Below are 21,560 nucleotides of genomic sequence, written 5' to 3'. Positions count from 1 at the left end.
AGTAGATGGATGATGCATTTTAAACGGTTTATGGGAATTGCCAGTGTCTGTACCGCTTTGTTTCTAAGTGCCTGTAATGGAGATGGTGATTCAAATTCTCAGCAAGCACAAGAAAAGCCCCAATTACAGCCTATTGTGATACAAGGTGCATTGCCGATTGAATCTGAACGAATGGCATCGAAATTAGACAGTGTCACAGTTGAAACGATAGGAGGTTGGACGTTTTGGAAGGGAAGCTATAAAGGTTATCCCATGATTATCTCGAAGACCCGAATGGGCATGAGTAATTCAGCCGCAGCAACAGCGATTGCTATTCAGCATTACCAACCTATTGCGATTATAAATCAAGGTACTTCAGGCGGACATGATCCTGATTTACATGTGTTTGATATTGTTCTCGGAAAATATACGACCAATATCGGTGCATTCAAAACACCTCATCAACCCATAAATGGCGGTTCAAATTCACTGACATGGAACGAAGCATTTGATGTACTTCCTGATGATGAGTCTGATCCTGAACCGATTGCCATACGCAAGTTTGAAGGGGATCCAGCCTTATTGGTTGCGGCCTATAAAGCCAAAGCAAACTATAGCAAAGGCCAAGTTGTAGAAGGTACGATTGGCTCGGCTGATGTTTGGAATAATGAATTAGATCGAATTAATTTCTTGCATAGCACATATGGTACTTCTGTTGAGGAAATGGAAGCAGCATCGGTTGCACAAATTGCATATCAATTTAAAGTGCCATTCCTTGGCATTCGGGTTTTATCCAACAATATTACTAATAATGGCGCTTATGATCCCGCTACAGGTGAAGCGTGTCAGGATTATGTCTTAGATGTTGCGGAACACTATATGAAGGCAAAAACTGAAACTAAATAGAGATAGGTGTTGCTAAAAAGCTGTCTCATCACATGCTGAGACAGCTTTTTAGGTTTTATTCACATCACTATTAATCGTGAATAGTGCTAGTGAGCGGATTGAGGCGGTGTAGAACCCGTTTCTTTTTTCGCTTGTGCGATATTCATGGCAATACAAACCCCCACAATAACAACACCAACAAGATCAGTCATCGGTTCTGGCACAATCATCATTAATGCTCCAACGCCTAACACCAATCTCCATAGCCAATTCATCGTAGTTTTGAAATAGCCCTCTACTGCTGCACCTAAGGCGAGAATACCGATAATCGATGTCGTCGCGATGCTGACAATGCTCCAGATCGAAGGTAGGGCAAACTCACGGGCATTCATTGCCACATTGGTGGTATCGATCATCAGCATGGCTGGATTATAAACAAACAGGAACGGCACAATAAAACCAGCTAAGGATAACTTAAGTGCTTGAAATCCAGTTTTCATCGGGTCGCCACCTGAAATACCAGCCCCAGCAAAAGCAGCCAAAGCAACAGGAGGGGTAATATTGGCGAATAGGCCAAAATAGAATACAAACATGTGTGCAACAAGAATCGGCACATCAAAATGAGCCAGTGCAGGCGCTGCCATCGTTGCCGTGATGATATAGGCAGGAATAGATGGAAGCCCCATGCCTAAAATCATCGATGCGACCATGGTAAATAACAGCGTAAGGAACAGATTTCCTGCGCCGACACTCATGATATACGAGGTCATTACCGAGCCGAAACTGGTTAAACTCACCACACCAATGATCAGACCAACCACAGCACAGGCAGACATTACCGATAAGGACTGTTTGGCACCATCCGCAAGCGCCTCTAAAATTTGTTTAACTCCCATCCGCGTTGTTTTACGCAGATTGGCGACAACGATGGTTAATAGAATGGTATAGACCGCGGCATAGCTGACAGGCATGGATTGAAATAAGAAAAACACCAACGCCACGATCGGAATGAGCAAGTGTCCACGTTCTTTCAGTACTTCTTTGACACGAGGCAAATCTGATTTGGGTAAGCCTTTGAGATTGTCACGACCTGCACGGTAATGGACTTGTGAAATCACGCCGAGGTAATATAACAAGGCAGGTAAGATCGCTGCGAAGGCAATGGTGCCATAACTGACCCCGGTTGTTTCTGCCATGATAAAGGCACTCGCGCCCATGATTGGCGGTAGAATCTGACCACCAACAGAGGCACTGGCTTCCACTGCGCCTGCGAAATTTTTGTTATAACCAATTTTTTTCATCAATGGAATGGTAAATGAACCTGTTCCCACCACATTCGCAACGGCTGTGCCGTTGATACTTCCCATAAAACCACTAGAAATCACAGCAACTTTTGCAGGCCCACCTTGTTTGTGTCCTGCTAAAGCCATCGCGAGATCATTGAATAGTTTGCCCATACCTGACTTGGCTAGAAATGCACCAAATAAAATAAACAGGAAGATAAAGGTCACTGACGCGCCAATCGCAGACGAATAAAGACCTTCCGTTTTTAAATACATTTGCCCGAAAATATCACTGACGCTATAAGGTCGAGTGAGTAGGCGGTCAGGCATCCAGTTAAAATGACTAATAAATGGATAAGCCAGAAAAATCAGCCCAAGAATGGGCAACATCCAGCCCATGATTCTTCGTGCCGCCTCAATCACCAGAACTACAGTCATAATGGCAAACACGATATCCAAGGTATTTGGAATACCTCCTCGCGAGGTCATAATATTTTGATATTCAATCCATAAATAACCAAATGAAGCTAGTGATGCCAGCATTAAAATCCAGTCGAACCAAGCGATATGTTGCCGATCGCTACTTTGCCGTGCTGGATATAATAGGAAAATAAGGGCTATACCAATCGAAACGTGTGCTGAACGTTGGATCAGTTCAGGTAGTGGATTAAAGGTAATAAACAAATGGAACAGAGAGTAAAAAATAGCTAACACGGTAATAAATAGGCCAACAGATTTCTGTTTGGGCGTGCGTGTTACAGATTCCTTATCAAATTTTTCTAATAATTCTTTTTGTTTTGCTTGATCTGACTGTTCTGGCGTTACGGTATCATTCGGTGTATTCATCACATTCTCCTAACCACCAGATCTTCCATAATGGTGTATAAGTGCTTCTAAACTGAACAAGGCTATAATCGGGGAGTTGGTTTGCGATTGCCCAGCTTTTGTCTTTTAGTAAAATATGACCTTGCATATTTCGTGAAACGGTCCAGTTGATCTCAGGGATTTGTTGATTGACCGACATTCGGATCACACCATCCTTTTGAAAAATAACTGGGTAATCACTTGGTGTTCCAGCACCAAAAGAAATTAAGTCCGTATAAATGAGCTGGAAGCCATTTTTGTTACGTTGGTAATTTTCGAGCCATAACGTTTTTTCTACAGAATGCCGCCATTGCAAATTAAAATCAGCTTCACGGATAATGCAGTGATGTTTTGGCGTTGTGATCTGTGTGCTTGCAATGGGATAACTCATTAGAATACCCAATAGCACCACGCTACAGAAAAGTGCAGCCGAGGCTGCACTTAGATGCTTCATTTTGTTGCTGCAATTTCGTCGTAATATTTTTTCGCTCCAGGGTGTAGTCGAGTCACTAAACCTTGTTGCGCACCTTGCAAGCTGATGTCTTTGGCTGCTTGGTGACTATTGGCTAAAGCATCCAAACTTTCAAAGAATGTTTTAGTCAACTTATACACATCGTCTTCAGAAAGGTCTGAACGGACAACCAAAGCATTCATGATCGCTGCTGTAGGAATATCTTCAGCATTGTCATAGGTGCCTTTTGGAATGATCATTGGTAAGAAATAAGCTTGGTCTTTGGCGATTTGTTTAATTTTTTCAGGATCAATACTGACAAGCTGCAAATCATAGCCGCGCTGTAATTCCATAAGTGATGAATTTGGAATACCACTGGTGAGGAAAGCTGCATCTAACTTTCCGCCTTTAAGTGCATCAGCCGCCTCTGCATAGCCTAAATAATCAACTTTTACGTCTTTATAGCTAATACCGAAACCATTTAATAAAGTGCGAGCATTCACTTCAACGCCAGAGTTTTGAGCACCCACTGCGATACGTTTACCTTTCAAATCCTCAATGCTTTTGATCCCAGATTTTTTTGATGTGACGATTTGCACATAGTTTGGATAGAGTGCAGCAATCTGTTGCACATTGGTGATTTTATCCTTAAAGCTTCCTTGTCCATTCACAGCTTCTGTAAGGCTGTCGCTCATCACAAAAGCCATTTCGACTTTGTTTTGTTTGAGTAGATTGAGGTTTTCAACCGAAGCGCCAGTGGTCTGTGTTTTGGAGTTTACACCATAAGTTTTATGATAAATTTCAGCCAAATTTGTTGCGATGACATTATATGGGCCTGATGCTCCACCCGTTGCAATATTGACAAATCTTGTTTCGAGTTTATTGGCATTTGCAGTTGCGCTACTACTTCCTTCTTGGCTTGTATTTTTGTTGCCAGTATTGTCAGAACAAGCGGATAAACCTGTGATTGCTAAACCGAGTAAAATGAGTTGGGGCCATTTTTTCATTGCTATCTCCTAATTGTATGCAAACCATAAATCCATCATTTGGTTGCTTTATTTAATATGATTGTTCATTTTGACGCGATAAAATATGTTCTACTCTTACCGTATTCTGAGAGGGATGGCAACTTTTTTCGACGCTTTTTATACTAAAGAATTGATCCTTTTTTATGACGTGATTTCCAATTCTTTATCACCACCCAACGCCAAATTAAATGTGTAGCGACATAAAACAGCAGGGCACACAGCAGCGCCTCAACCACCAGACCAGACACGAGTATTTTTGCTAAATTTAAATCAATATGACCATGACCAAAATTGGTCAACCAATTGATCATTTGATGCAGCACACCAAGTAACATCTCTTTATTAATCATGTCGACTTGATATATCTGAGCACCAAACCAAAAACCGACATATAAGATGGGCACAACCGTCAATGGGTTGGTGAGCCAAGCCAGACATAAGCCAATCGGCAGATTCACCTCGAAGTATAAAATACTCAAGATGATAAACAGGCTATGAAAAGGCACGGGTAAGATGCCCCAAAAAGTACCGATAAAGATCGCTTTTGCAATGGTGTGACGATTCACATACCAAAGTAAGGGGTTTAAGGTGCGAGGACCAAAAACTTTCATCAACTTAAGTTTGGCGATTTTTTCCGAGGAGGGGAGCCATTTCTGAAAGAATAGCTTAGGCATAAAATGGGAAATGTATCAAAGTAAAAGAGCAGTACCCTTCAAAATAGCATGCTTTGCTTAGCCTAAACTTAAAAGCCAAAAAGATTGGATGCAGCAATGAAAGTTTACTTCCATGGGCGTTTTTGTTGAGGCACACTCTATTTGTTGTATGCAAAATATACGAAGCTATAAAGGTGACTCTAGAGTTATAAGGGATTGAAAATCATAAAATATAAATAAAATATGAGGTTAATATGAATGTCAGCATAACTACTTACAGTTATTTTTTTGCTATCGGATCGCTGTTCGATTAATCTAAAAAACAATTTTAGTGAGGTCATTCGATGATTTCATGGTTTTTTATTGGATTGGTTGCGACGATTTTATTGACGCCCGGTCCGACCAATACCTTACTTGCATCCTCTGGTATCCAAGTGGGGCTACGTAAGTCTTTGCTGTTGATCCCCGCAGAGGCGATCGGTTATATCATTGCGATTAGTGTGTGGGGGATGTTGATTGGTAAAGTCTCCGCAACATTGCCCTTATTGCCCGTTTTTCTCAAGTTGCTGAGTGCAAGCTATATTTTATTTCTCGCTTTTAAATTGTGGCGTACGGCAGATCAAGAAGTGATATTAAATCAACCGACGATTAGACCGAGAGAATTACTTTGTGCCACCTTACTCAACCCTAAAGCATTGTTATTTGCTTCTGCGATTTTCCCAGCTACTGCGTGGAAGAGCCAAGACATTTATTTTGCACATATGAGCACTTTTGTTACTCTGATTCTTCCAATTGCATTATTTTGGATCGCCGTAGGTGCTGTTTTGGCAACCAACAAAGTTACATGGTTATCTCAATCTAAATTACAGCGTATGACTTCAGTTGTGCTGGTCAGTTTTGCGATTCCGATCAGTTATTCAGCACTCAACAATTTATAAGATTTCAACGTTTCTTACTTGGTTGGTTATATCGATTGGGGTGTTGTTTTCATTAATGTCATTTTACGTTAAAGTAGCTGCCAATCATCAACTTCGTTTTTGGATATAAAGACATGGCAATAAAATCTGATCGTTGGATTCGTGAAATGAGCGAAAAACACGGCATGATTGAACCTTATGCAGAAAATCAAGTCCGTTTCGATGAAAATGGAGAAAAGTTGATTTCTTATGGGGTCTCAAGCTATGGCTATGATGTCCGTTGTGCGCGTGAGTTTAAAGTCTTTACCAACGTGCATTCTGTCATTGTTGATCCAAAGAATTTCGATGAGAAAAGCTTTATTGATATCGAATCTGATGTCTGTATCATTCCACCCAATTCATTTGCACTTGCGCGTACCATCGAGTATTTCCGTATCCCGCGCAATGTACTGACCGTGTGTTTAGGAAAATCAACTTACGCGCGCTGCGGTATTATCGTAAACGTAACCCCTTTAGAACCTGAGTGGGAAGGTCACGTTACACTTGAGTTTTCAAACACCACAAACTTGCCTGCACGTATTTATGCGGGTGAAGGTGTGGCTCAGATGTTGTTCTTTGAAAGTGATGAAGTCTGTGAAACTTCATATAAAGATCGTGGTGGTAAATACCAAGGTCAAACTGGTGTGACATTGCCGAAGACTTAATTAACCTAATTACAATTTGCAACAATGCCTATTGATATATGGTTTTGTTGCAAATTTGATTCTAATAAAAGTAATCACATAATATTCAAATAGAAAATAAAAACGATGTGTTTTATCGCAGGTTCACTTATCGGAAAAATGTAACATTTGACCACTTTCTTTTGCTTTTGTGTAAATATTCGGCATAATAAAAAATGAGAATGCCTAGGCGTAAATAGCCTATAAAGTTTGAGTGTGGCTCGGAAGCTAACTGATCTTGGTAGATTTGGTCACTCAAAATGATGTAAGAAAAATAACGATGATGCGGAGCATCAAGGAAATAGGAAGGTCAAAATGACTAGATTAACTTCTACGGTGGTTTTTAAACGGACTGTTTTAGCAAGTTTGATTGGCTTATGTGTCAGTCAGACTGTTTTTGCATTGCAAGAAATTTCCGATGAAGGTCTTAGTCAAACTACGGGTGAAGGAATCGCACTTTTACCTGAAAACTTTTCTTTCCGTTTTAATGGTGCAGACAATGCAAATGGTGGCGCAGGAACATACGGCGCTGGTTCAATTCGTTTAATTCCAGTGGGACCTTTAAGCGGAACTGCAACTGCAAAAGGCTATAAAAAAGCAGATGCTTGGCTGTATGGTTTGTCACTTTCACAGTCCAACAAAAATGTAGGCGCTGCCATCAATGGCAGTGATTGGGGAACCTTATATGGACGCCCGATTGATACATGGGGCACAGCAGATAACCCTTGGTTGTTCAAAACCTTGAGTGATGAAAATGTACCAAACTTTGTTGGAAATATTGAAAATGTGACCTATTTGACTTTAGAGGCACCATTACGCCACACGACTCTACCTGCTTCAGGCAGTGCGGAATCCTCTGCGTACAATCTGAAACTTGGTTTGTGGACAGATATTTTTCAGCGTGACGCAACAATAGCTGAAAATGGTTTAAATGGCTTAAGTAATCGTTTGCGTCTCTCTGCGGTATGGGATGGATTTAGTATCAATGGTTCAAATCTTAAAGTATTCCAAACACTCGATGGTGTGACGCCAGCGATGGGCGGGACTTATGATGCTGTAATGAAGGTAAATAATGTAGAAACAACAAAAACCTTTAATTATGGTTTAAATACTAATTATAACAAAACCTTTGGTGTGGCTGGATTGGTGCGCTTGAATAGTGGTGCGACTGATACTAAACGTGGCACGGTGAGCAATCAAACAGTGACGCGAGAAATAGTACAAGTGGACTATAACCCTGCGACGAATACTTTTTCTGAAAATGGCGTGTTAGCAACAGGTACCACCATCACTGCTGCTCAAGGTAATGCATCAAATAATACCAATGGTATTAGAACCTCCTATGATCCTCCAACCAATGCAACAGTGCCTGGGAATTTTCCAAGCGGAGGTATGTGTACCTCGCCTAAGGATAACGCTGTTAGCGGGTCTGGGCATGTTGGTCAGTGTACAAACCAAAATGGTTTTACCACACGTCGTTTAAGAGCCAAAGGAACCAATACTTGGACGGCACCGACTGCAACCAGTGTATTTCGGATCGGTACTCAAGAGTTGGTCGGAGCCGCATCGGATAGCAGCACCCCTGCACTTGGAGGGGGAGTTCCAAACTTCCAACCGAACGCTAATGCAGATGGACTCTTTCTTTATGATCTCAATATAAACCTAGTGTTGGGGAATTTATACCAACCGTTGATGCTAAGTACAGATGGTAATAACTTCTCAATCGAGTTAGCACGGATTCCAAATGTACAGGAAGTCTATCGTCGTATCTATACGCGTTATGAACATATTGATCCTGCGGCAAGTGTAGATGTCGGTGTAAATTATTTAGGTTCAACTTGTAATATTTATCAATGTGGTAATTCGACCATTGCTGGTTATCAAGGCAGTAATGCGACACATAGTAGTATTACTATTGGCTCAACCGACTATGATCCTGTGACCAATCAGTTAACTGCACATAAAGGAATAGGTGCTTATGGTGTGTCGATTGGTGAATTAAAATCAGGAACAGGTTTATCTAGTTCTGTACAAGAAGATTTTACTCAAGTTTGGCAAAGATCACGTGGGTATAATACCTCTTTCAACCTTGGGTGTTTTTGTCAAAAGCCTAGCTCTTGGCAAAATTGGAGTACAACTTGGAATCCAGTTGCCCCTAAAGCGCCACTGACTGGGCAATCTCACCCTTCTTTAAACCGTCCTGATCCATACGAAACGACTTGGCGTCAAAACACCAATAATCAAATTTTAGGGATACAAACCACTCGACCATCTGACATTGCAGGACGAATTAATAATATGCAGCCTACAGGTGCAACAGTGAGTAATAACTTTGGTTCTGCTGTGATTGATGGTTTGCTTATTCAACATCTTAAGTTCTCTACCACAGGCTTATAAGGATATAAGACGATGAAGTTCAATAAAAAGTATCGTTTTCATCGTATCACGATGAATATCTTAAAAGGATGTGGTCTGGTCCTATTATCAACAACGTTGTCTGCGATGGAAAGTTTGGATGACTCCAGTTTGCAGCAGGTTACTGGGCAGGCAGGTGCAGACTTATCATTAAAGTTCAGTTTAAACCATGATAATAACGCTAATTTCTTATGTGCCGATCTGTTGTATTGTCGTTTAGCATTATCCTTGAATAACCGATACCACGATGGTACTCAAGATACCTATGATGCGCAGGGCAATCGAATTGCCTCAGCAACAGGACGTAAACAGTGGTTAGTGATGAAAGGTATTCAAGGGACTGTCAATATTCAAGAGCTTAAGTTGGATGGTGAAGATGTTGTCTATAATGGCACACCACACGCCGCGATTAAGTTAGGCTTCAACCCTGTGAAACCCATTGAGTTTAGAAATGTTGGATTTCAGTCTTTGTCGATTGAAACGGATACTTGTACCGAAAGTGATGCCAATTGTTCTACAGGCTCAAGCAATTTACCAGGTTATTTGACTCCTGCCACACCTTATGGAGGCAGTGGTTTTGATGCCAGTAAAGAGCGAGGTTTTATTGGGGTAAATATGAATGGCAATTTGTCATTGACTGGAGATGTTAAAATCTTCTCTTGTGGTGCTGGGCATCCACGTTGTTAAAATAAAAAGGAAAAATGGTTATGAAAAGGATTGCAACGACACAACGCCATTTTGTTTTAACAACATTGGCCAGTAGTATCTTGTGTTTGACACAAACCGTGTATGCATTACAGGAATTACAAGATCGTGATTTACGTATGGTCAATGGTCAAGATGGCATTTCTTTACAAGTGGAATATGACGAGGTCAAAATTGATCAGTTGTACTGGCAAGATCAAGCGGGTACGTCGAATAATGTTGAACAATCTCTGAGAGCTGTTGCCAACGGCGTAAGTATACGTAAAAACATGGCTTATGATGCAGGTTCAGGCGCTGGAAATTATAATTTAGGCACACATTTTAAAATCAATACCGGATCAAATGGCACTAAAACAGGACTTGATCTGCATATTGAGTCACAGCCATCTACTATTTCCGTTAATAATTTTCAAATTTGCGCGCAAACGCCAAGCGTAGATTGCAATGCAGGCATTGGTAATTTTGCAATTCAAACGGGTTCACCACAAGTGATTGCACTTAGTACCCGAGATGGTTTATTTAATTCAAACTCTCAATCGACTTTGCAGTTGGGTTTACAAAATATCAATCTGTACACAGGCTTAGGAACTGGAACAGCAAACGAATTCAATCAACTTATTCTTAAAAATTTCAATTTTAATTTTTTAGGTAAAGGTGCGATGTATGTCGATGCGACCAAAGGTTTAATATTACAAACCAACTTGGGTACAGCCAATGCCAGCAAACTGAATAGTCCTGATACGACCTATGGTTATGTTGACTTTGCACGAGTGACTGATCCGAATCAGTTGGGTGCTGAGACAGGAACCTATGCGGGTACTAGTGCGGGTCTAAATATTGAGTTGATGACCAAAAGCAATGCCATGATTGATCCCAATATGCCGAACTATAATTTAGAGGATAGTAAAGGCTTAATTCGTGTCGGGATGAGTGGTCGTATGGTCAATGGCGCCTTGCAACTACGTGGTACCAGTGCCAATGGGGTTGCTGCACCAGTAGATGACAATAATACCAATACCCATACATTAAATAATGTATTGGGCTTCGCCAGTGATGCGAATGCCACCGCGAATGGTGCAGATGGAACAGTCATTGGCTCAAGTGGTCTAGCATTGCGTTTGAGAGGGGAGTTTACTCAGAAAGGCGATGGCATGTTAGCTGGCGATGATAGTAAGGCAACCACCTTAGAAATTGGTGGCGCGGGCAGCAATACTTTCGGTTTTGAGTTTGGTGATCTAAGTCCTTTGGTGATTAATTCAAATCAACGCGCTTATTTTGATAGTGGAAATGTGTATGTCAATCTAGCCAATACACGTACTTTGACGATGCCCGAAAATTCAGTATTACGTAATGCACGTTTTGGTGGAACCAATATAGGCACACTGACAACATCGGCTGACTATCTGCAACAAATTCATAACGAAGCGATCAATCCATATAGTTTGGTGGTCGCAGTACGTGGTGCCGATTTCCAAGCGCTATCAAGACGAGGCCGTTTTACTTCAGGTAGTGGTGTTTCAGCCGCAAATAAAATCGAAGCGAATGCTGGATTAGATAACAAATGGGGGCTAGGACTGCCTTTTTATAACGTCAATGCAAATATAGCGACTTATGCAACGAATTATACTGGTGAAGTATTTACTCTAAATAACAGTACGAATGTGGTCTCACGTTCAAATGTGACCAACTCACAACGTTTAGGTTTGGCTGTGGGATTGAGTACTGAAGGACGTAATAATGATGGTAGTAAAACCACGTCGATATTAATCGTAGATGGTGATAAAAACTATTATATGGGCTTACGAAATATTGACATGCTACTCCGTGGTTATGGCAGCATGGGCTTTGAAAATGGTAATGTAAATGTAGAACTCAAAGACTTACTGATGGTGATGGCGGCTGAAATTGCTGCGGGATATTTACCAACCTACAATGATCCAAATAGTGCCAGCCCAGTGATCATGAATGCATTTAATACCAAAAATGATGTGTTATTGGGATTAAAACTGAAATTTTTAGGCGATATGAATTTTAGTTTGATACCGAACAATGAAATTACAGCCAATAATGGCAATCGTTTGTCCATCGTTGGACGCTATCGTTTAAAAGATGGCACACTGCAACTGAGTGATCCGATTGATGAGGCCAGTATTGGTTTTGACAAAATGTCTGGTTTAGTCCAATTCAATAACGCAATCGTGATCAATAAAGACAACGTTGGTTTTAATTTCGGTTTTGATTTTAACCCAGACCGAAATCCGAATGATGTCTTCCGTGTCCAAGATATTAACTTCTACCCAAGAGTGGATGCTGTGAATAACAAAGCACAACGACTTGGTGAAATGGTCATGACAGGTGGACAAATCCGTTCAGAACTTACCTTAAGACCACGTAATTAATTGAGTAGTAGAGGAAGAGAATGATGAAAAAAGGAATTAAAAAATCAATATTGACTTCTTGCCTACTCATGTCAGTGGTTTCAACCCATACATGGGCGAGCAATGATAGTCTCGTGGAAATGACCGATACTGAGTTATCGACTATACAAGGGCAAGCGCTTTTATCTTTAGGTTTTACTGCACCGAATACCGCAAATCCGTTACAGAACTATGGCTATTATAAGTTAGGACTTGAGGCGAAAATGGAGTTGAATGCCAATATTCGTGCATTGCAACTGGGTTGTGGTGGTCGAAATGGTCCGGATGGCTGCGATATTGATATGGAAAACGTATCTCTAAGTGGACCACCTGATGGCAAGTTGGCAGATGGTACCCCAACATGGTCAAAAGGGCGTGCCAATACCAGTGCGGTACTTACCAACCCCTTTGTTGAGTTTGCGATTAAAAACCCAAATAGTGCCTCCACTCGTGAGATTGCTGGTTTTAGACTTAGTGCTGAAGAAATCCTAGGCTATCTGTCAGCGGGCACGCGCAATGATATTGATGGCAATGGTCTATCGACTGGTGGTGGAATCAATACTTTTAGTGGCTTTTTGAAAGTCGCTCAAACTCCTGTAAATGCGTTTACGCAGGATGCAATGTTTGGAACAAGAGCGGATGAGTTAATCTATGCTGATGTTAATATGATACTTGGTAGCCGTACAGTTTTTACAAATCCTAATGCAATGACCCCTGGTGCAAGTGGTTACATTAATCCTAATAGTGATAATGATTTAAAAGCAGCCTTATACAAATATAATGGCAATCCTATTTGGGGCATTAACGTGCCCCGCCAAGATGTACAATTCAACTTTCCTGAAACCATTGTGACAGGAAGTCGGATGAAGCAGTTGAATCTTGTGGTAAAAGATGTACCGATTCCAACGATTGCGATTGGTGCTGATAGTGGGGGGATTTCAATGACTTTAGATGAAAATCTTACTTGGGTCAGTAGTGCAACGTTCTTTATGGGGGCAAAAGGGACAACAGCAGCTGGTTGTGCAGCAGTAATTAATACTAATAATTGTTCTTATATTACCAACCTAAAGGCCAATGTTCAGGTAAAGCAGAACTTTAACCTGATCCATAACCTTCCAATTAGTAGTGGTGGCTATCTAGCCTTACAAAATACTGCACTACAATGGCCTGGGGTGGATGCAGCAGATATTGCTCAACCTGGTTGGTGGCTGTCTTTTAAAGATCCACTTGATTTTGGTGCTTTAAATCCAACCACAGGCATTCCAATGCAAGATGTCTTACCACAAATTGCAACCTTTATTACTAATTATCTTTCTCAAAATACTATTAATTTGGGTATTGGCGATGTACTAGGTGCTGCATTTGGTGCTCCTTTGTATAAGGGGATTGGAAATGTACAACTTGCTAATGATGCACGTGCGATTATGGTATTAGAAAATCTTCTATTAGATGGGCATCAACGACCTGTTGCCAACTGTTTTGGTGGTTTGAAATTCTGTTAAATTTTTAGATGTTATAGCTAAAGGTGGTACTTAGTCACTTTTAGTTTCTGACGCTTCACATTGTGGTTTCTCTAGATTATGCTAAGCTAGAGTACATATTTTAAACATTTGTCTATGGATGAGGGCAATGAATAAAAACAAAAAGCTAGGATGTTTTTCATTGTTATTGTTAAGTCCTTTAACGATGGCAATGCAACCCATGGATGATCAAAGCCTTTCAGCCACGACAGGACAAGATGGTTTGACGATCGGTGTACAGTCGAATATACAATTCAATCAGTTGGCAATTATTGATAATGATGGTTTATCTACAGACTATACCAATCGAGCTGGTTTAGTTGTTGCCGGTGTTGCTGGGCAAACGACGGATGTACCCGTAAAAGTAGTCGGTTTAAATAGCGGTGCTGAAACGACACTTGGTTTTAGCGCGACTATAGATACAGATGCTGGCACAGGTACAAATGGTGCATTTGCAAATATTGCGATTGCATTGAATAACAATGTCACAGGGCTTCGAGTTTCTCCCTTCTCTGTATACGCAGCCGCAGCAAACTCACTCTCTAGTATTAGCGGTAGTACCTATACACAAAACTCTATTTTTAATTCTGGCACCTTGTTAAAGAGCGATGTCAAAGAAATATTACGAGTAGGTGGAATTGACGTTGTCTTTGCTGCAAATAAGCCCACGATGAATATTCAATTGGGAGCTGCACCGCAAGGCAACATGATCAAGTTTGGCGGTGGCATTGATTCAATCTGTGGCGCTGGTGATGGTTGTAATATCATGTTGGTTTCTGACTATGCCGTTTCTGGTGATTCAACTACTGCACCGATAGGCGCAAGCTTTGATTTTAAATTTACTGGGCATAATGGATCACCTTTTGGTTTGACTGGTTTCTATGCAGGGATTGAAGCTCCTCAAGGTTCAGATGCGGGTGGCTTTATTTTTGGGCATGCAGGAACAACAGATAAGTTCAATTTACAACTCAACAATGTGTTGCTTGGTAGTAATAATGCTCAACAAGCAGATGTCTTCAATAATTTACCCAATGCATCTATGGGGAGCTTTGGTTTGACTGGCGCTTCTGTGACTAATTTGAGAATGAGAGTGAACGGATTATAGGCTGAGGTTGTATCTTCTGGTTTTTCAGTTTTGCGAAAGCGACTTTATGTATCTAGCTCATGAGTCGCTTTTTTTAATTTGATAACCTTTAATCTGTGGCATTGAGTGCATCAACAATCAGTTCAAGTTGTTTCATTCGCTTCACTTGTCCCCATAGTTCCTGTGCTTCTGGATAGGCTTTGCTCATCATGCCTAACCATTGCTTATAACGCCCGATCATGCCGATTTCAGTTTTATATTGACCACTTAAAAAGCGTTGTTGCAGTTCAACTAAGTCCTGCCAAGAAAGAAGTGCGTGATCAAGGTCTTGACGAATACACAAGGTGATATCAGGTGTAGTGACAGCAGCACGACCAATCATGATGTCTTGGCAGTGTGATTGTTGTAAGCAAGCTTTGGCATCAGCATTGTTCCAAATTTCACCATTGGCAATGACATTAATTTTTAAAGCTTCTGTAATTGGTTGAATTTTTTCCCAATAGGCTGGCGGGGTATAACCATCTGCTTTGGTTCGAGCATGTACGGTTAACCAACTCGCACCTGCATCTTCGATGGCATGAGCATTGTCTAAAGTATGGTTTTCATCTAGATAACCCAAGCGCATCTTGGCTGAGACAGGAATATGTGCAGGAACCGCATCTCGAACGGCTTTGACTAAGAGATGGACCGTCTCAGGTTCATCGAGTAGCACCGAGCCACCACGATGGCGGTTCACGGTTTTTGCAGGACAGCCAAAATTTAGATCAATTGCTGGTGCGCCTAGCTCGACCGCTTTTGCTGCATTGGCGGCGAGCATGTCTGGGTTATTCCCTAGAAACTGTACATGGACGGGTGTCCCTGCTGCTGTTTTACCATCATTTTTAAGTTCGGGACAGAAACTATAATAAATATGATCAGGGAGAATAGTATCAGTAATACGAATAAACTCAGTGACACACCAATCAAAACTGCCGACATGAGTGAGGACATCACGCATGATTGGATCAGTTAGACCTTCCATTGGGGCGAGCACAAGTTTCACGATGGTTACCTAGTAAAGCGAAAACAGCGTTATACGCATTTTAAGATTGGCTGTCTAGTCTTTATTAAAACCGTAAAATTAACGCCCTAAAAGCATTTCTAAAACAAACTTGCTACCGATAAAGCCTATGGCTAACAAAATGAAAGCAGTCACCGTAAAACGAATGGCTTTGAGTCCACGCCAACCAAATTTGTAACGACCGATCAGCAGAGCACCATATAAAAACCACGAGATAATACTAAATGCTGTTTTATGTGCGAGGTGTTGGGCAAAGAAATTATCAATGGTGAAGAACCCAAATAACAACGCCACTGTAAGTAAACCAAACCCAGTAATAATCAAATCAAATAGCAATGATTCCATGACTTGAAACGGCGGTAATAAATTGACCCAAATTCTTTTTTTCTGTTTCTTTTTGAGTTCTCGGTCTTGGAACCAAAGTAATACGGCTTGTATGGTCGCCATCAAGAGTACGGCATAGGCAGATAACGACAGGATAATGTGTAGATCTAAGCCAAAGCTATGCAGCTCAATAAATTGATTCGGCTGGCTATAGGCATAACCCAAGATTAGACCAACCGCTGCCACAGGCGTACCTATCAGATTTAATGGCAAAATCGGACGAATCAGACTCAAGATCAAACTGAGGACGAGCATCAGTCCCGAAGTAAAAGAGATAAGGTTAAATACATCATAGTTGATGCCCATTGGTGTCATCATGTCTTGATAGAGGACTGCACTGTGAAGCAGTACCCCTAAACTCACCATCAGACCATAACACCAAAGATTTGGTGTACGTTTTGACATTAGACGAATAAACAAATACCAAAACGAACTGGTATAAGCAATCAGTGCCAAAATTGTGTAAACCAAGGGGAGACTAATCATGTCAAACCTTTTTTAGGAGGATGAATAATATTCACCATTAAGATATAAATTCGCTGCGAACTACAGTATCCTATAGCATCTTATGCATAAATTTTCTATTTTAAGAAAGATTTTTTTGCAACTAGCCATTTTAAGCGGATTTCGCAATGTTTGATACCTTAACAGAACGACTCACACAGAGTTTAAGAAATGTTACTGGCTCAGGGCAGCTGACCGAAGACAATATTAAAGATACCTTACGTGAAGTACGTATGGCACTTCTTGAAGCCGATGTTGCGTTACCTGTAACACGTGAATTTATCGCGAAGGTAAAGGAAGAAGCGCTAGGTCAAGAAGTCATGACGCAGCTTTCTCCTGGTCAGGCATTTGTAAAAATTGTCTATGATGAACTCACCAAAATGATGGGTGAGGAAAATGCAACATTAGATTTAAGTGCAAAACCACCTGTCGTGGTGTTGCTTGCTGGTTTGCAGGGTGCGGGTAAAACCACCACTGCTGCAAAATTAGCGCGCTTCTTAAAAGAACGTCAAAAGAAAAAAGTAATGACGGTTTCTGCCGATGTCTATCGTCCAGCAGCTATTAAGCAGTTAGAAACTGTATCCAATGAAGTTGGTGTCGGTTTTATTCCGTCACATGCGTCTGAAAGACCAATTGATATTGTTAATCGTGCGATTGAACAAGCCAAAATTCAGTTCGCTGATGTACTGATTGTCGATACCGCTGGTCGTCTGCATGTCGATGAAGACATGATGGATGAAATTAAAGAATTACATGCTGCGGTTAAGCCTACTGAGACTTTATTCGTCGTTGATGCGATGACGGGTCAGGATGCTGCCAATACAGCAAAAGCTTTCAACGACGCTTTGGCATTGACCGGTGTGATTCTCACCAAGACTGATGGTGATGCGCGTGGTGGTGCAGCACTTTCAGTACGTGCGATCACAGGCAAGCCAATCAAGTTCTTAGGTATCGGTGAAAAGCTCGATGCACTTGAGCCATTCCATCCTGATCGCGTTGCGCAACGTATCTTGGGTATGGGAGATGTCCTTTCTTTAGTCGAAGAAGTTGAACGTAAAATCGACAAAGAAAAAGCCGAAAAAATGGCGAAAAAATTGCAAAAGGGCGGAACCTTCAATTTTGAAGATATGCTGATGCAATTTGAACAAATGAGCAAAATGGGCGGCATGATGGGCTTCTTGGACAAGTTGCCTGGCATGAGCAATTCTGGCATTCAAGATGCGATCGAAAAAGCGAATCCAGAAAAGCAAGTCAAGCGCATGGAAGCCATCATTCAATCAATGACCATTAAAGAACGCCGTAATCCTGATCTTATGAATCCGAGTCGTAAGAAACGTATTGCAGCAGGTTGTGGGATGGATGTGGCTGAAGTCAATAAGCTGATCAAGCAACAAACCCAAATGGCGAAAATGATGAAGAAGTTTGCCAATCCATCGGGTATGAGCAAAATGTTGAAATCGTTTGGCAATATGCAAAAACAATTTGGCGGTGGTGGTGGCGGTATGGGACCATTATTTGGAAATAATGATTCCAAGAAATAACCGATCTACATCTGGAAAAAAAGGCGCAATCTGCGCCTTTTTTTATTGAGTTTGAATGGCTGTGATCTGTATAAAATTGATACAAAATATCAATATCTAATCAAAGATTAAAAGAAGAAAATTAGCTTTAAATCTATGTTTTATATTGAAAATAGTGTTAACTATGTCGCATAATTTAGTCAATACGATTTATATCACACATTGTGTGAATGCTGACCCTGAACAACATTGGTATCTATGGCTAGAACAACAGCTAAAACAAATGAGTGTCACCGTTGAACGCGTTTTTTTGGCAGATGCAAGTCATCCAGATAGCGAAATTTGGCACACATGTTTAGAGGCACAGTTAAAAAAATTAAATGAGCACAGTATTGTGGTTGCTCATGGGCTTTCCTGCGTGGCTGTTGCTCGGTTTCTTACAAAGAAGCTGCAACAAAAAACCATAAAAGCGGGGGTATTTATCGCACCTTTTCATGAGCCGTTGCCACAGCATCCTGAGTTGAATCTATTTATTGGTCACTCACCTTTTGATAGTGGAATATTGAGGCAAAATATACAGCGTCGTGTGGTGTTATTTTCTAGCAATGACCCTATCGTACCTGTTCCATTTAGCTTTAAATTTTCACATATGCTAAATGCCCAATTGATCGAAGTGAATCAGGCGGGGCACTTTTGTGCAGAAGATGGTTATGTTGAGTTTTCACAGTTATTACAGATACTTCAAACTTTAGTGAAAGCCGAATTGAGTTGAACATAGGTTTTCAATCCCTTCAGTAATAAATCTGATTCTACTTGTGGTTGATAGTGATTCAAGAACTTGGCAAATAAATGTGCATCACCGCCTGTTAAGATCAGATTCTTCGGTGACTGCTGCATGATTTGCTCAATACTACTGATCAGTCCCAGTAAAATCCCATGATGAACTGCATCAACAGTATTGTGACCAGGTTTTAAATTATCGAAGGCGGAATCAGGAATTTTAATGCCTTTGGTATTTTGAATAAGTGCATCGCGCTGCAGATACAAATTTGGCAGAATATAGCCACCTAAATGTTGTAAATCTTTCACGAGGTCAATCGTGAGAGCGGTGCCGCAACCGATTACACAAAAGCTTTCATTTGGCTTTGCCACTGCCAAGACTTGAAGCCAACGGTCAATCCCGAGTTGGCTAGGGTCATCATAGCCACATGTTAAACCTGCATATTCGGCATGAACTTGTGCAAAAATGATCGGGATATTTAGAATATCGAGGATGATTTGGATGCGTTGATTATTTTCAGTATCCAGCACTGAAGAAATGCCCACCCGACTCAAATTTTGATAGCGGAAGTGTTGAATCAAACCTAATAATAAATCAGCAGGAGACTGTAGATGTAACTCGGCAGCGTGTTCAATCACCTGATCTTGTTCTGTGATCCAGTATTTTAAGCGGGTGTTACCAATATCGAGCCATAAGCTTTTCATAGGACGGTGATTTCCTCAAACGGACGTAAGTCGTAAACGACCTTGATAGAAGTGCTGTAGTTGATTCGTTTGGATCATGACCGCACCATCATTTGAAATCCCTTGAAAGATGCCCTGAACTTTGCCTTGAGCATGTTCAAACTCAACCTGTTGATTGAGCCAGATCGCGTGATGATTAAAGCGGTCTGCCAAATTATAACAACCATGTTCAAACCACCGAGAGGCTTGTTGAATCGCCGTGTACAACTCAGCGATCAAACTTAAGCGATCAATCTGCTCTAAACCTAACATCTGTAAAGAAGTAATCGGTTGATCTGCACTTTCAATCGCTGGGGTATTTAAATTGATCCCTACACCCACAATGGCTTGATTAGCTGAGAGCGGCTCAACCAAAATCCCGCCCCATTTACCTTGTGGGCTGTATAGATCATTTGGCCATTTAACTTGTAAGTTTAAATCTTGCAGGCTTGGCATCTGTAAAATATTCAGGGCAACCTCCAGTGCAAGGCGACCATCTAATGCTGTTTTGCTTTGAATCAGTGTGCTTAAATAAACGTTGCCTTCAGGAGACACCCATTGTCGTTGGTGTTGACCACGGCCTTGTGTTTGTTGTGCACTGCATACCAATCCTGTTGTAATGCCTTTTTGCGCAATTTCACGCATATCATCATTGGTTGATGTCGTGGTCGTTTTGAGTAAAACCACTTCAGGATATTGATTTTTTGCGTTCAATAATTGCTGTAGCTGGCGGGTTGCGAAATCATCCATCGTTTTAAAAGTAGAGTGGTCATGTGTTTATGGAGTTAATCATATATTTGTTGATTGGTGCAATCGCAGGATTTACAGCGGGGCTATTCGGCGTAGGTGGTGGTTTAATTATTGTACCAATTTTATATATCGTCTTTACTCAAATGAATTATGACCCGAATGTCATTATGCATATTGCAATTGGTACTTCCTTGGCAACGATCATTGTGACCTCAATTAGCTCGGTGATGGCACATCATCGGCAAGGTGCGGTACTTTGGCCTGTATTTCGAAATTTAGCGCCAGGATTGGTTCTAGGCTCATTTCTTGGTGCTGGGATTGCTGATCTAATGTCAGGACAACATTTGCAATTGGTGATCGGTGTATTTGCAATTTGGATGGCATATAAGATGTTCAAAGGGGCTTATGCTGTGGTCAATTCCAGTCGACATTTACCTTCTGCACCGATCCAGTTTGCTGCGGGTGGTGGTATTGGTGTAGCCTCGGCAATTTTTGGGATTGGTGGGGGAAGCTTAACCGTTCCATTTTTAAATCGATATGGGGTGGTGATGCAAAAAGCGGTTGCCACATCAGCAGCTTGTGGTTTGCCGATCGCAGCGGCAGGTGCAGTTGGCTTTATGTGGTTTGGCGCCAAAGAACAAATCAATGTGCCAAATACCATTGGCTATGTGCATATTTATGCTTTTCTCGGCATTAGTGTGATGAGCTTTATCACAGCAAAAGTAGGTGCAAAAGTGGCACATCGTTTATCACCTGCGATGCTGAAAAAATGTTTCGCTGGTTTACTGGTCACCGTGGGTTGTTATTTTGTCTATAAAGGACTGATGTAAGCTTGCGCGTTGAATGTTGAATAGATCTCCATCGCGGCAAGCATGTTTCGATGGTCATCGGGTTGAGATTGGTCTGCGGATTGCCC

At 41.2% G+C, this 21,560-nt stretch carries 19 protein-coding genes; 11 read left to right on the top strand and 8 right to left on the bottom strand.

Features of this window, described 5'->3' with window-relative positions; all coding sequences use genetic code 11:
* Positions 1-9: 9 nt before the first annotated feature.
* Positions 10-885: a 5'-methylthioadenosine/S-adenosylhomocysteine nucleosidase gene (locus F903_RS14820; RefSeq protein WP_171065250.1), complete on the top strand. Its 876-nt coding sequence runs from the start codon at positions 10-12 to the stop codon at positions 883-885.
* Positions 886-971: 86 nt separating this feature from the next.
* Here F903_RS14820 and F903_RS14815 read toward each other — a convergent pair whose 3' ends face one another.
* The 4 genes from F903_RS14815 to F903_RS14800 form a co-directional block, all read right to left on the bottom strand.
* Complete coding sequence (locus tag F903_RS14815; protein WP_005198242.1) at positions 972-2,993, bottom strand: TRAP transporter permease; 2,022 nt, start codon at positions 2,991-2,993, stop codon at positions 972-974.
* Positions 2,977-3,465 carry a DUF1850 domain-containing protein gene (locus tag F903_RS14810; RefSeq protein WP_005198235.1) on the bottom strand — a complete coding sequence of 163 codons (489 nt, stop codon included), beginning with the start codon at positions 3,463-3,465 and terminating at the stop codon, positions 2,977-2,979. The genes F903_RS14815 and F903_RS14810 overlap by 17 nt, the downstream gene beginning before the upstream one ends.
* A complete protein-coding gene (locus F903_RS14805; RefSeq protein WP_005198234.1) occupies positions 3,462-4,469 on the bottom strand; it encodes a TAXI family TRAP transporter solute-binding subunit in 1,008 nt (335 codons plus the stop codon). Before F903_RS14805 ends, F903_RS14810 begins: the two co-directional genes overlap by 4 nt.
* 143 nt (positions 4,470-4,612) lie before the next feature.
* Positions 4,613-5,164, bottom strand: a complete 552-nt coding sequence (locus F903_RS14800) for a DUF2062 domain-containing protein (protein WP_005198233.1) — start codon at positions 5,162-5,164, stop codon at positions 4,613-4,615.
* 323 nt (positions 5,165-5,487) lie between these two features.
* On the opposite strand from F903_RS14800, the gene F903_RS14795 reads away from it, so the two are divergent.
* The 7 genes from F903_RS14795 to F903_RS14765 all read left to right on the top strand — a co-directional run bounded on the left by F903_RS14795 (position 5,488) and on the right by F903_RS14765 (position 14,944).
* On the top strand, positions 5,488-6,081 hold the full coding sequence (locus tag F903_RS14795; protein ID WP_005198232.1) for a LysE family translocator: 594 nt from the start codon (positions 5,488-5,490) through the stop codon (positions 6,079-6,081).
* A 113-nt stretch (positions 6,082-6,194) separates the two neighbouring features.
* Positions 6,195-6,764, top strand: a complete 570-nt coding sequence (gene dcd / locus F903_RS14790; protein ID WP_004669899.1) for a dCTP deaminase — start codon at positions 6,195-6,197, stop codon at positions 6,762-6,764.
* Between the two features lie 333 nt (positions 6,765-7,097).
* Positions 7,098-9,179, top strand: a complete 2,082-nt coding sequence (locus tag F903_RS14785; RefSeq protein ID WP_005198231.1) for a hypothetical protein — start codon at positions 7,098-7,100, stop codon at positions 9,177-9,179.
* 12 nt (positions 9,180-9,191) lie between these two features.
* On the top strand, positions 9,192-9,884 hold the full coding sequence (locus F903_RS14780; RefSeq protein ID WP_005198230.1) for a hypothetical protein: 693 nt from the start codon (positions 9,192-9,194) through the stop codon (positions 9,882-9,884).
* A gap of 20 nt (positions 9,885-9,904) precedes the next feature.
* Positions 9,905-12,301 carry a DUF6160 family protein gene (locus tag F903_RS14775; protein ID WP_005198229.1) on the top strand — a complete coding sequence of 799 codons (2,397 nt, stop codon included), beginning with the start codon at positions 9,905-9,907 and terminating at the stop codon, positions 12,299-12,301.
* A gap of 20 nt (positions 12,302-12,321) precedes the next feature.
* Positions 12,322-13,821 carry a hypothetical protein gene (locus F903_RS14770; RefSeq protein WP_005198228.1) on the top strand — a complete coding sequence of 500 codons (1,500 nt, stop codon included), beginning with the start codon at positions 12,322-12,324 and terminating at the stop codon, positions 13,819-13,821.
* Positions 13,822-13,948: 127 nt separating this feature from the next.
* Positions 13,949-14,944: a DUF6160 family protein gene (locus F903_RS14765; RefSeq protein WP_005198227.1), complete on the top strand. Its 996-nt coding sequence runs from the start codon at positions 13,949-13,951 to the stop codon at positions 14,942-14,944.
* Between the two features lie 88 nt (positions 14,945-15,032).
* Here F903_RS14765 and F903_RS14760 read toward each other — a convergent pair whose 3' ends face one another.
* Positions 15,033-15,965: a tRNA dihydrouridine synthase gene (locus tag F903_RS14760; protein WP_005198220.1), complete on the bottom strand. Its 933-nt coding sequence runs from the start codon at positions 15,963-15,965 to the stop codon at positions 15,033-15,035.
* Between the two features lie 78 nt (positions 15,966-16,043).
* Positions 16,044-16,853, bottom strand: coding sequence for a cytochrome C assembly family protein (locus tag F903_RS14755; RefSeq protein ID WP_005198218.1), 810 nt, complete (start codon positions 16,851-16,853; stop codon positions 16,044-16,046).
* 146 nt (positions 16,854-16,999) lie between these two features.
* On the opposite strand from F903_RS14755, the gene ffh reads away from it, so the two are divergent.
* Together ffh and F903_RS14745 are read left to right on the top strand one after the other, a co-directional pair.
* Entirely contained in the window at positions 17,000-18,412 is a 1,413-nt protein-coding gene (ffh, locus tag F903_RS14750) for a signal recognition particle protein (protein WP_004669909.1), read from the top strand.
* A gap of 163 nt (positions 18,413-18,575) precedes the next feature.
* Positions 18,576-19,163 carry an RBBP9/YdeN family alpha/beta hydrolase gene (locus F903_RS14745; protein ID WP_005198214.1) on the top strand — a complete coding sequence of 196 codons (588 nt, stop codon included), beginning with the start codon at positions 18,576-18,578 and terminating at the stop codon, positions 19,161-19,163.
* Here the strand turns inward: F903_RS14745 and F903_RS14740 are convergent.
* Positions 19,133-19,876, bottom strand: a complete 744-nt coding sequence (locus F903_RS14740; RefSeq protein WP_005198211.1) for a pantothenate kinase — start codon at positions 19,874-19,876, stop codon at positions 19,133-19,135. The genes F903_RS14745 and F903_RS14740 overlap by 31 nt on opposite strands.
* 15 nt (positions 19,877-19,891) lie before the next feature.
* Positions 19,892-20,644, bottom strand: a complete 753-nt coding sequence (locus F903_RS14735) for a biotin--[acetyl-CoA-carboxylase] ligase (protein WP_005198204.1) — start codon at positions 20,642-20,644, stop codon at positions 19,892-19,894.
* A gap of 29 nt (positions 20,645-20,673) precedes the next feature.
* On the opposite strand from F903_RS14735, the gene F903_RS14730 reads away from it, so the two are divergent.
* Positions 20,674-21,474: a sulfite exporter TauE/SafE family protein gene (locus F903_RS14730; RefSeq protein ID WP_005198202.1), complete on the top strand. Its 801-nt coding sequence runs from the start codon at positions 20,674-20,676 to the stop codon at positions 21,472-21,474.
* Positions 21,475-21,560: the final 86 nt, after the last annotated feature.

The organism is Acinetobacter sp. NIPH 298, from assembly GCF_000369505.1.
Classification (GTDB): domain Bacteria; phylum Pseudomonadota; class Gammaproteobacteria; order Pseudomonadales; family Moraxellaceae; genus Acinetobacter.
The sequence above is the reverse complement of the archived record's forward strand: the minus strand, read 5'-3'. Positions and strand labels throughout refer to the sequence as shown.

Bases quoted from the DNA above. Each gene is read 5' to 3' on its own strand.
- F903_RS14795 (WP_005198232.1), top strand. From the start codon at position 5,488: ATGATTTCATGGTTTTTTATTGGATTGGTTGCGACGATTTTATTGACG.
- F903_RS14785 (WP_005198231.1), top strand. From the start codon at position 7,098: ATGACTAGATTAACTTCTACGGTGGTTTTTAAACGGACTGTTTTAGCA.
- F903_RS14820 (WP_171065250.1), top strand. From the start codon at position 10: ATGATGCATTTTAAACGGTTTATGGGAATTGCCAGTGTCTGTACCGCT.
- ffh (WP_004669909.1), top strand. From the start codon at position 17,000: ATGTTTGATACCTTAACAGAACGACTCACACAGAGTTTAAGAAATGTT.
- F903_RS14800 (WP_005198233.1), bottom strand. From the start codon at position 5,164: ATGCCTAAGCTATTCTTTCAGAAATGGCTCCCCTCCTCGGAAAAAATC.
- F903_RS14815 (WP_005198242.1), bottom strand. From the start codon at position 2,993: ATGAATACACCGAATGATACCGTAACGCCAGAACAGTCAGATCAAGCA.
- dcd (WP_004669899.1), top strand. From the start codon at position 6,195: ATGGCAATAAAATCTGATCGTTGGATTCGTGAAATGAGCGAAAAACAC.
- F903_RS14735 (WP_005198204.1), bottom strand. From the start codon at position 20,644: ATGGATGATTTCGCAACCCGCCAGCTACAGCAATTATTGAACGCAAAA.
- F903_RS14745 (WP_005198214.1), top strand. From the start codon at position 18,576: ATGTCGCATAATTTAGTCAATACGATTTATATCACACATTGTGTGAAT.
- F903_RS14770 (WP_005198228.1), top strand. From the start codon at position 12,322: ATGATGAAAAAAGGAATTAAAAAATCAATATTGACTTCTTGCCTACTC.
- F903_RS14810 (WP_005198235.1), bottom strand. From the start codon at position 3,465: ATGAAGCATCTAAGTGCAGCCTCGGCTGCACTTTTCTGTAGCGTGGTG.
- F903_RS14805 (WP_005198234.1), bottom strand. From the start codon at position 4,469: ATGAAAAAATGGCCCCAACTCATTTTACTCGGTTTAGCAATCACAGGT.
- F903_RS14755 (WP_005198218.1), bottom strand. From the start codon at position 16,853: ATGATTAGTCTCCCCTTGGTTTACACAATTTTGGCACTGATTGCTTAT.
- F903_RS14730 (WP_005198202.1), top strand. From the start codon at position 20,674: ATGGAGTTAATCATATATTTGTTGATTGGTGCAATCGCAGGATTTACA.
- F903_RS14775 (WP_005198229.1), top strand. From the start codon at position 9,905: ATGAAAAGGATTGCAACGACACAACGCCATTTTGTTTTAACAACATTG.
- F903_RS14780 (WP_005198230.1), top strand. From the start codon at position 9,192: ATGAAGTTCAATAAAAAGTATCGTTTTCATCGTATCACGATGAATATC.
- F903_RS14765 (WP_005198227.1), top strand. From the start codon at position 13,949: ATGAATAAAAACAAAAAGCTAGGATGTTTTTCATTGTTATTGTTAAGT.
- F903_RS14740 (WP_005198211.1), bottom strand. From the start codon at position 19,876: ATGAAAAGCTTATGGCTCGATATTGGTAACACCCGCTTAAAATACTGG.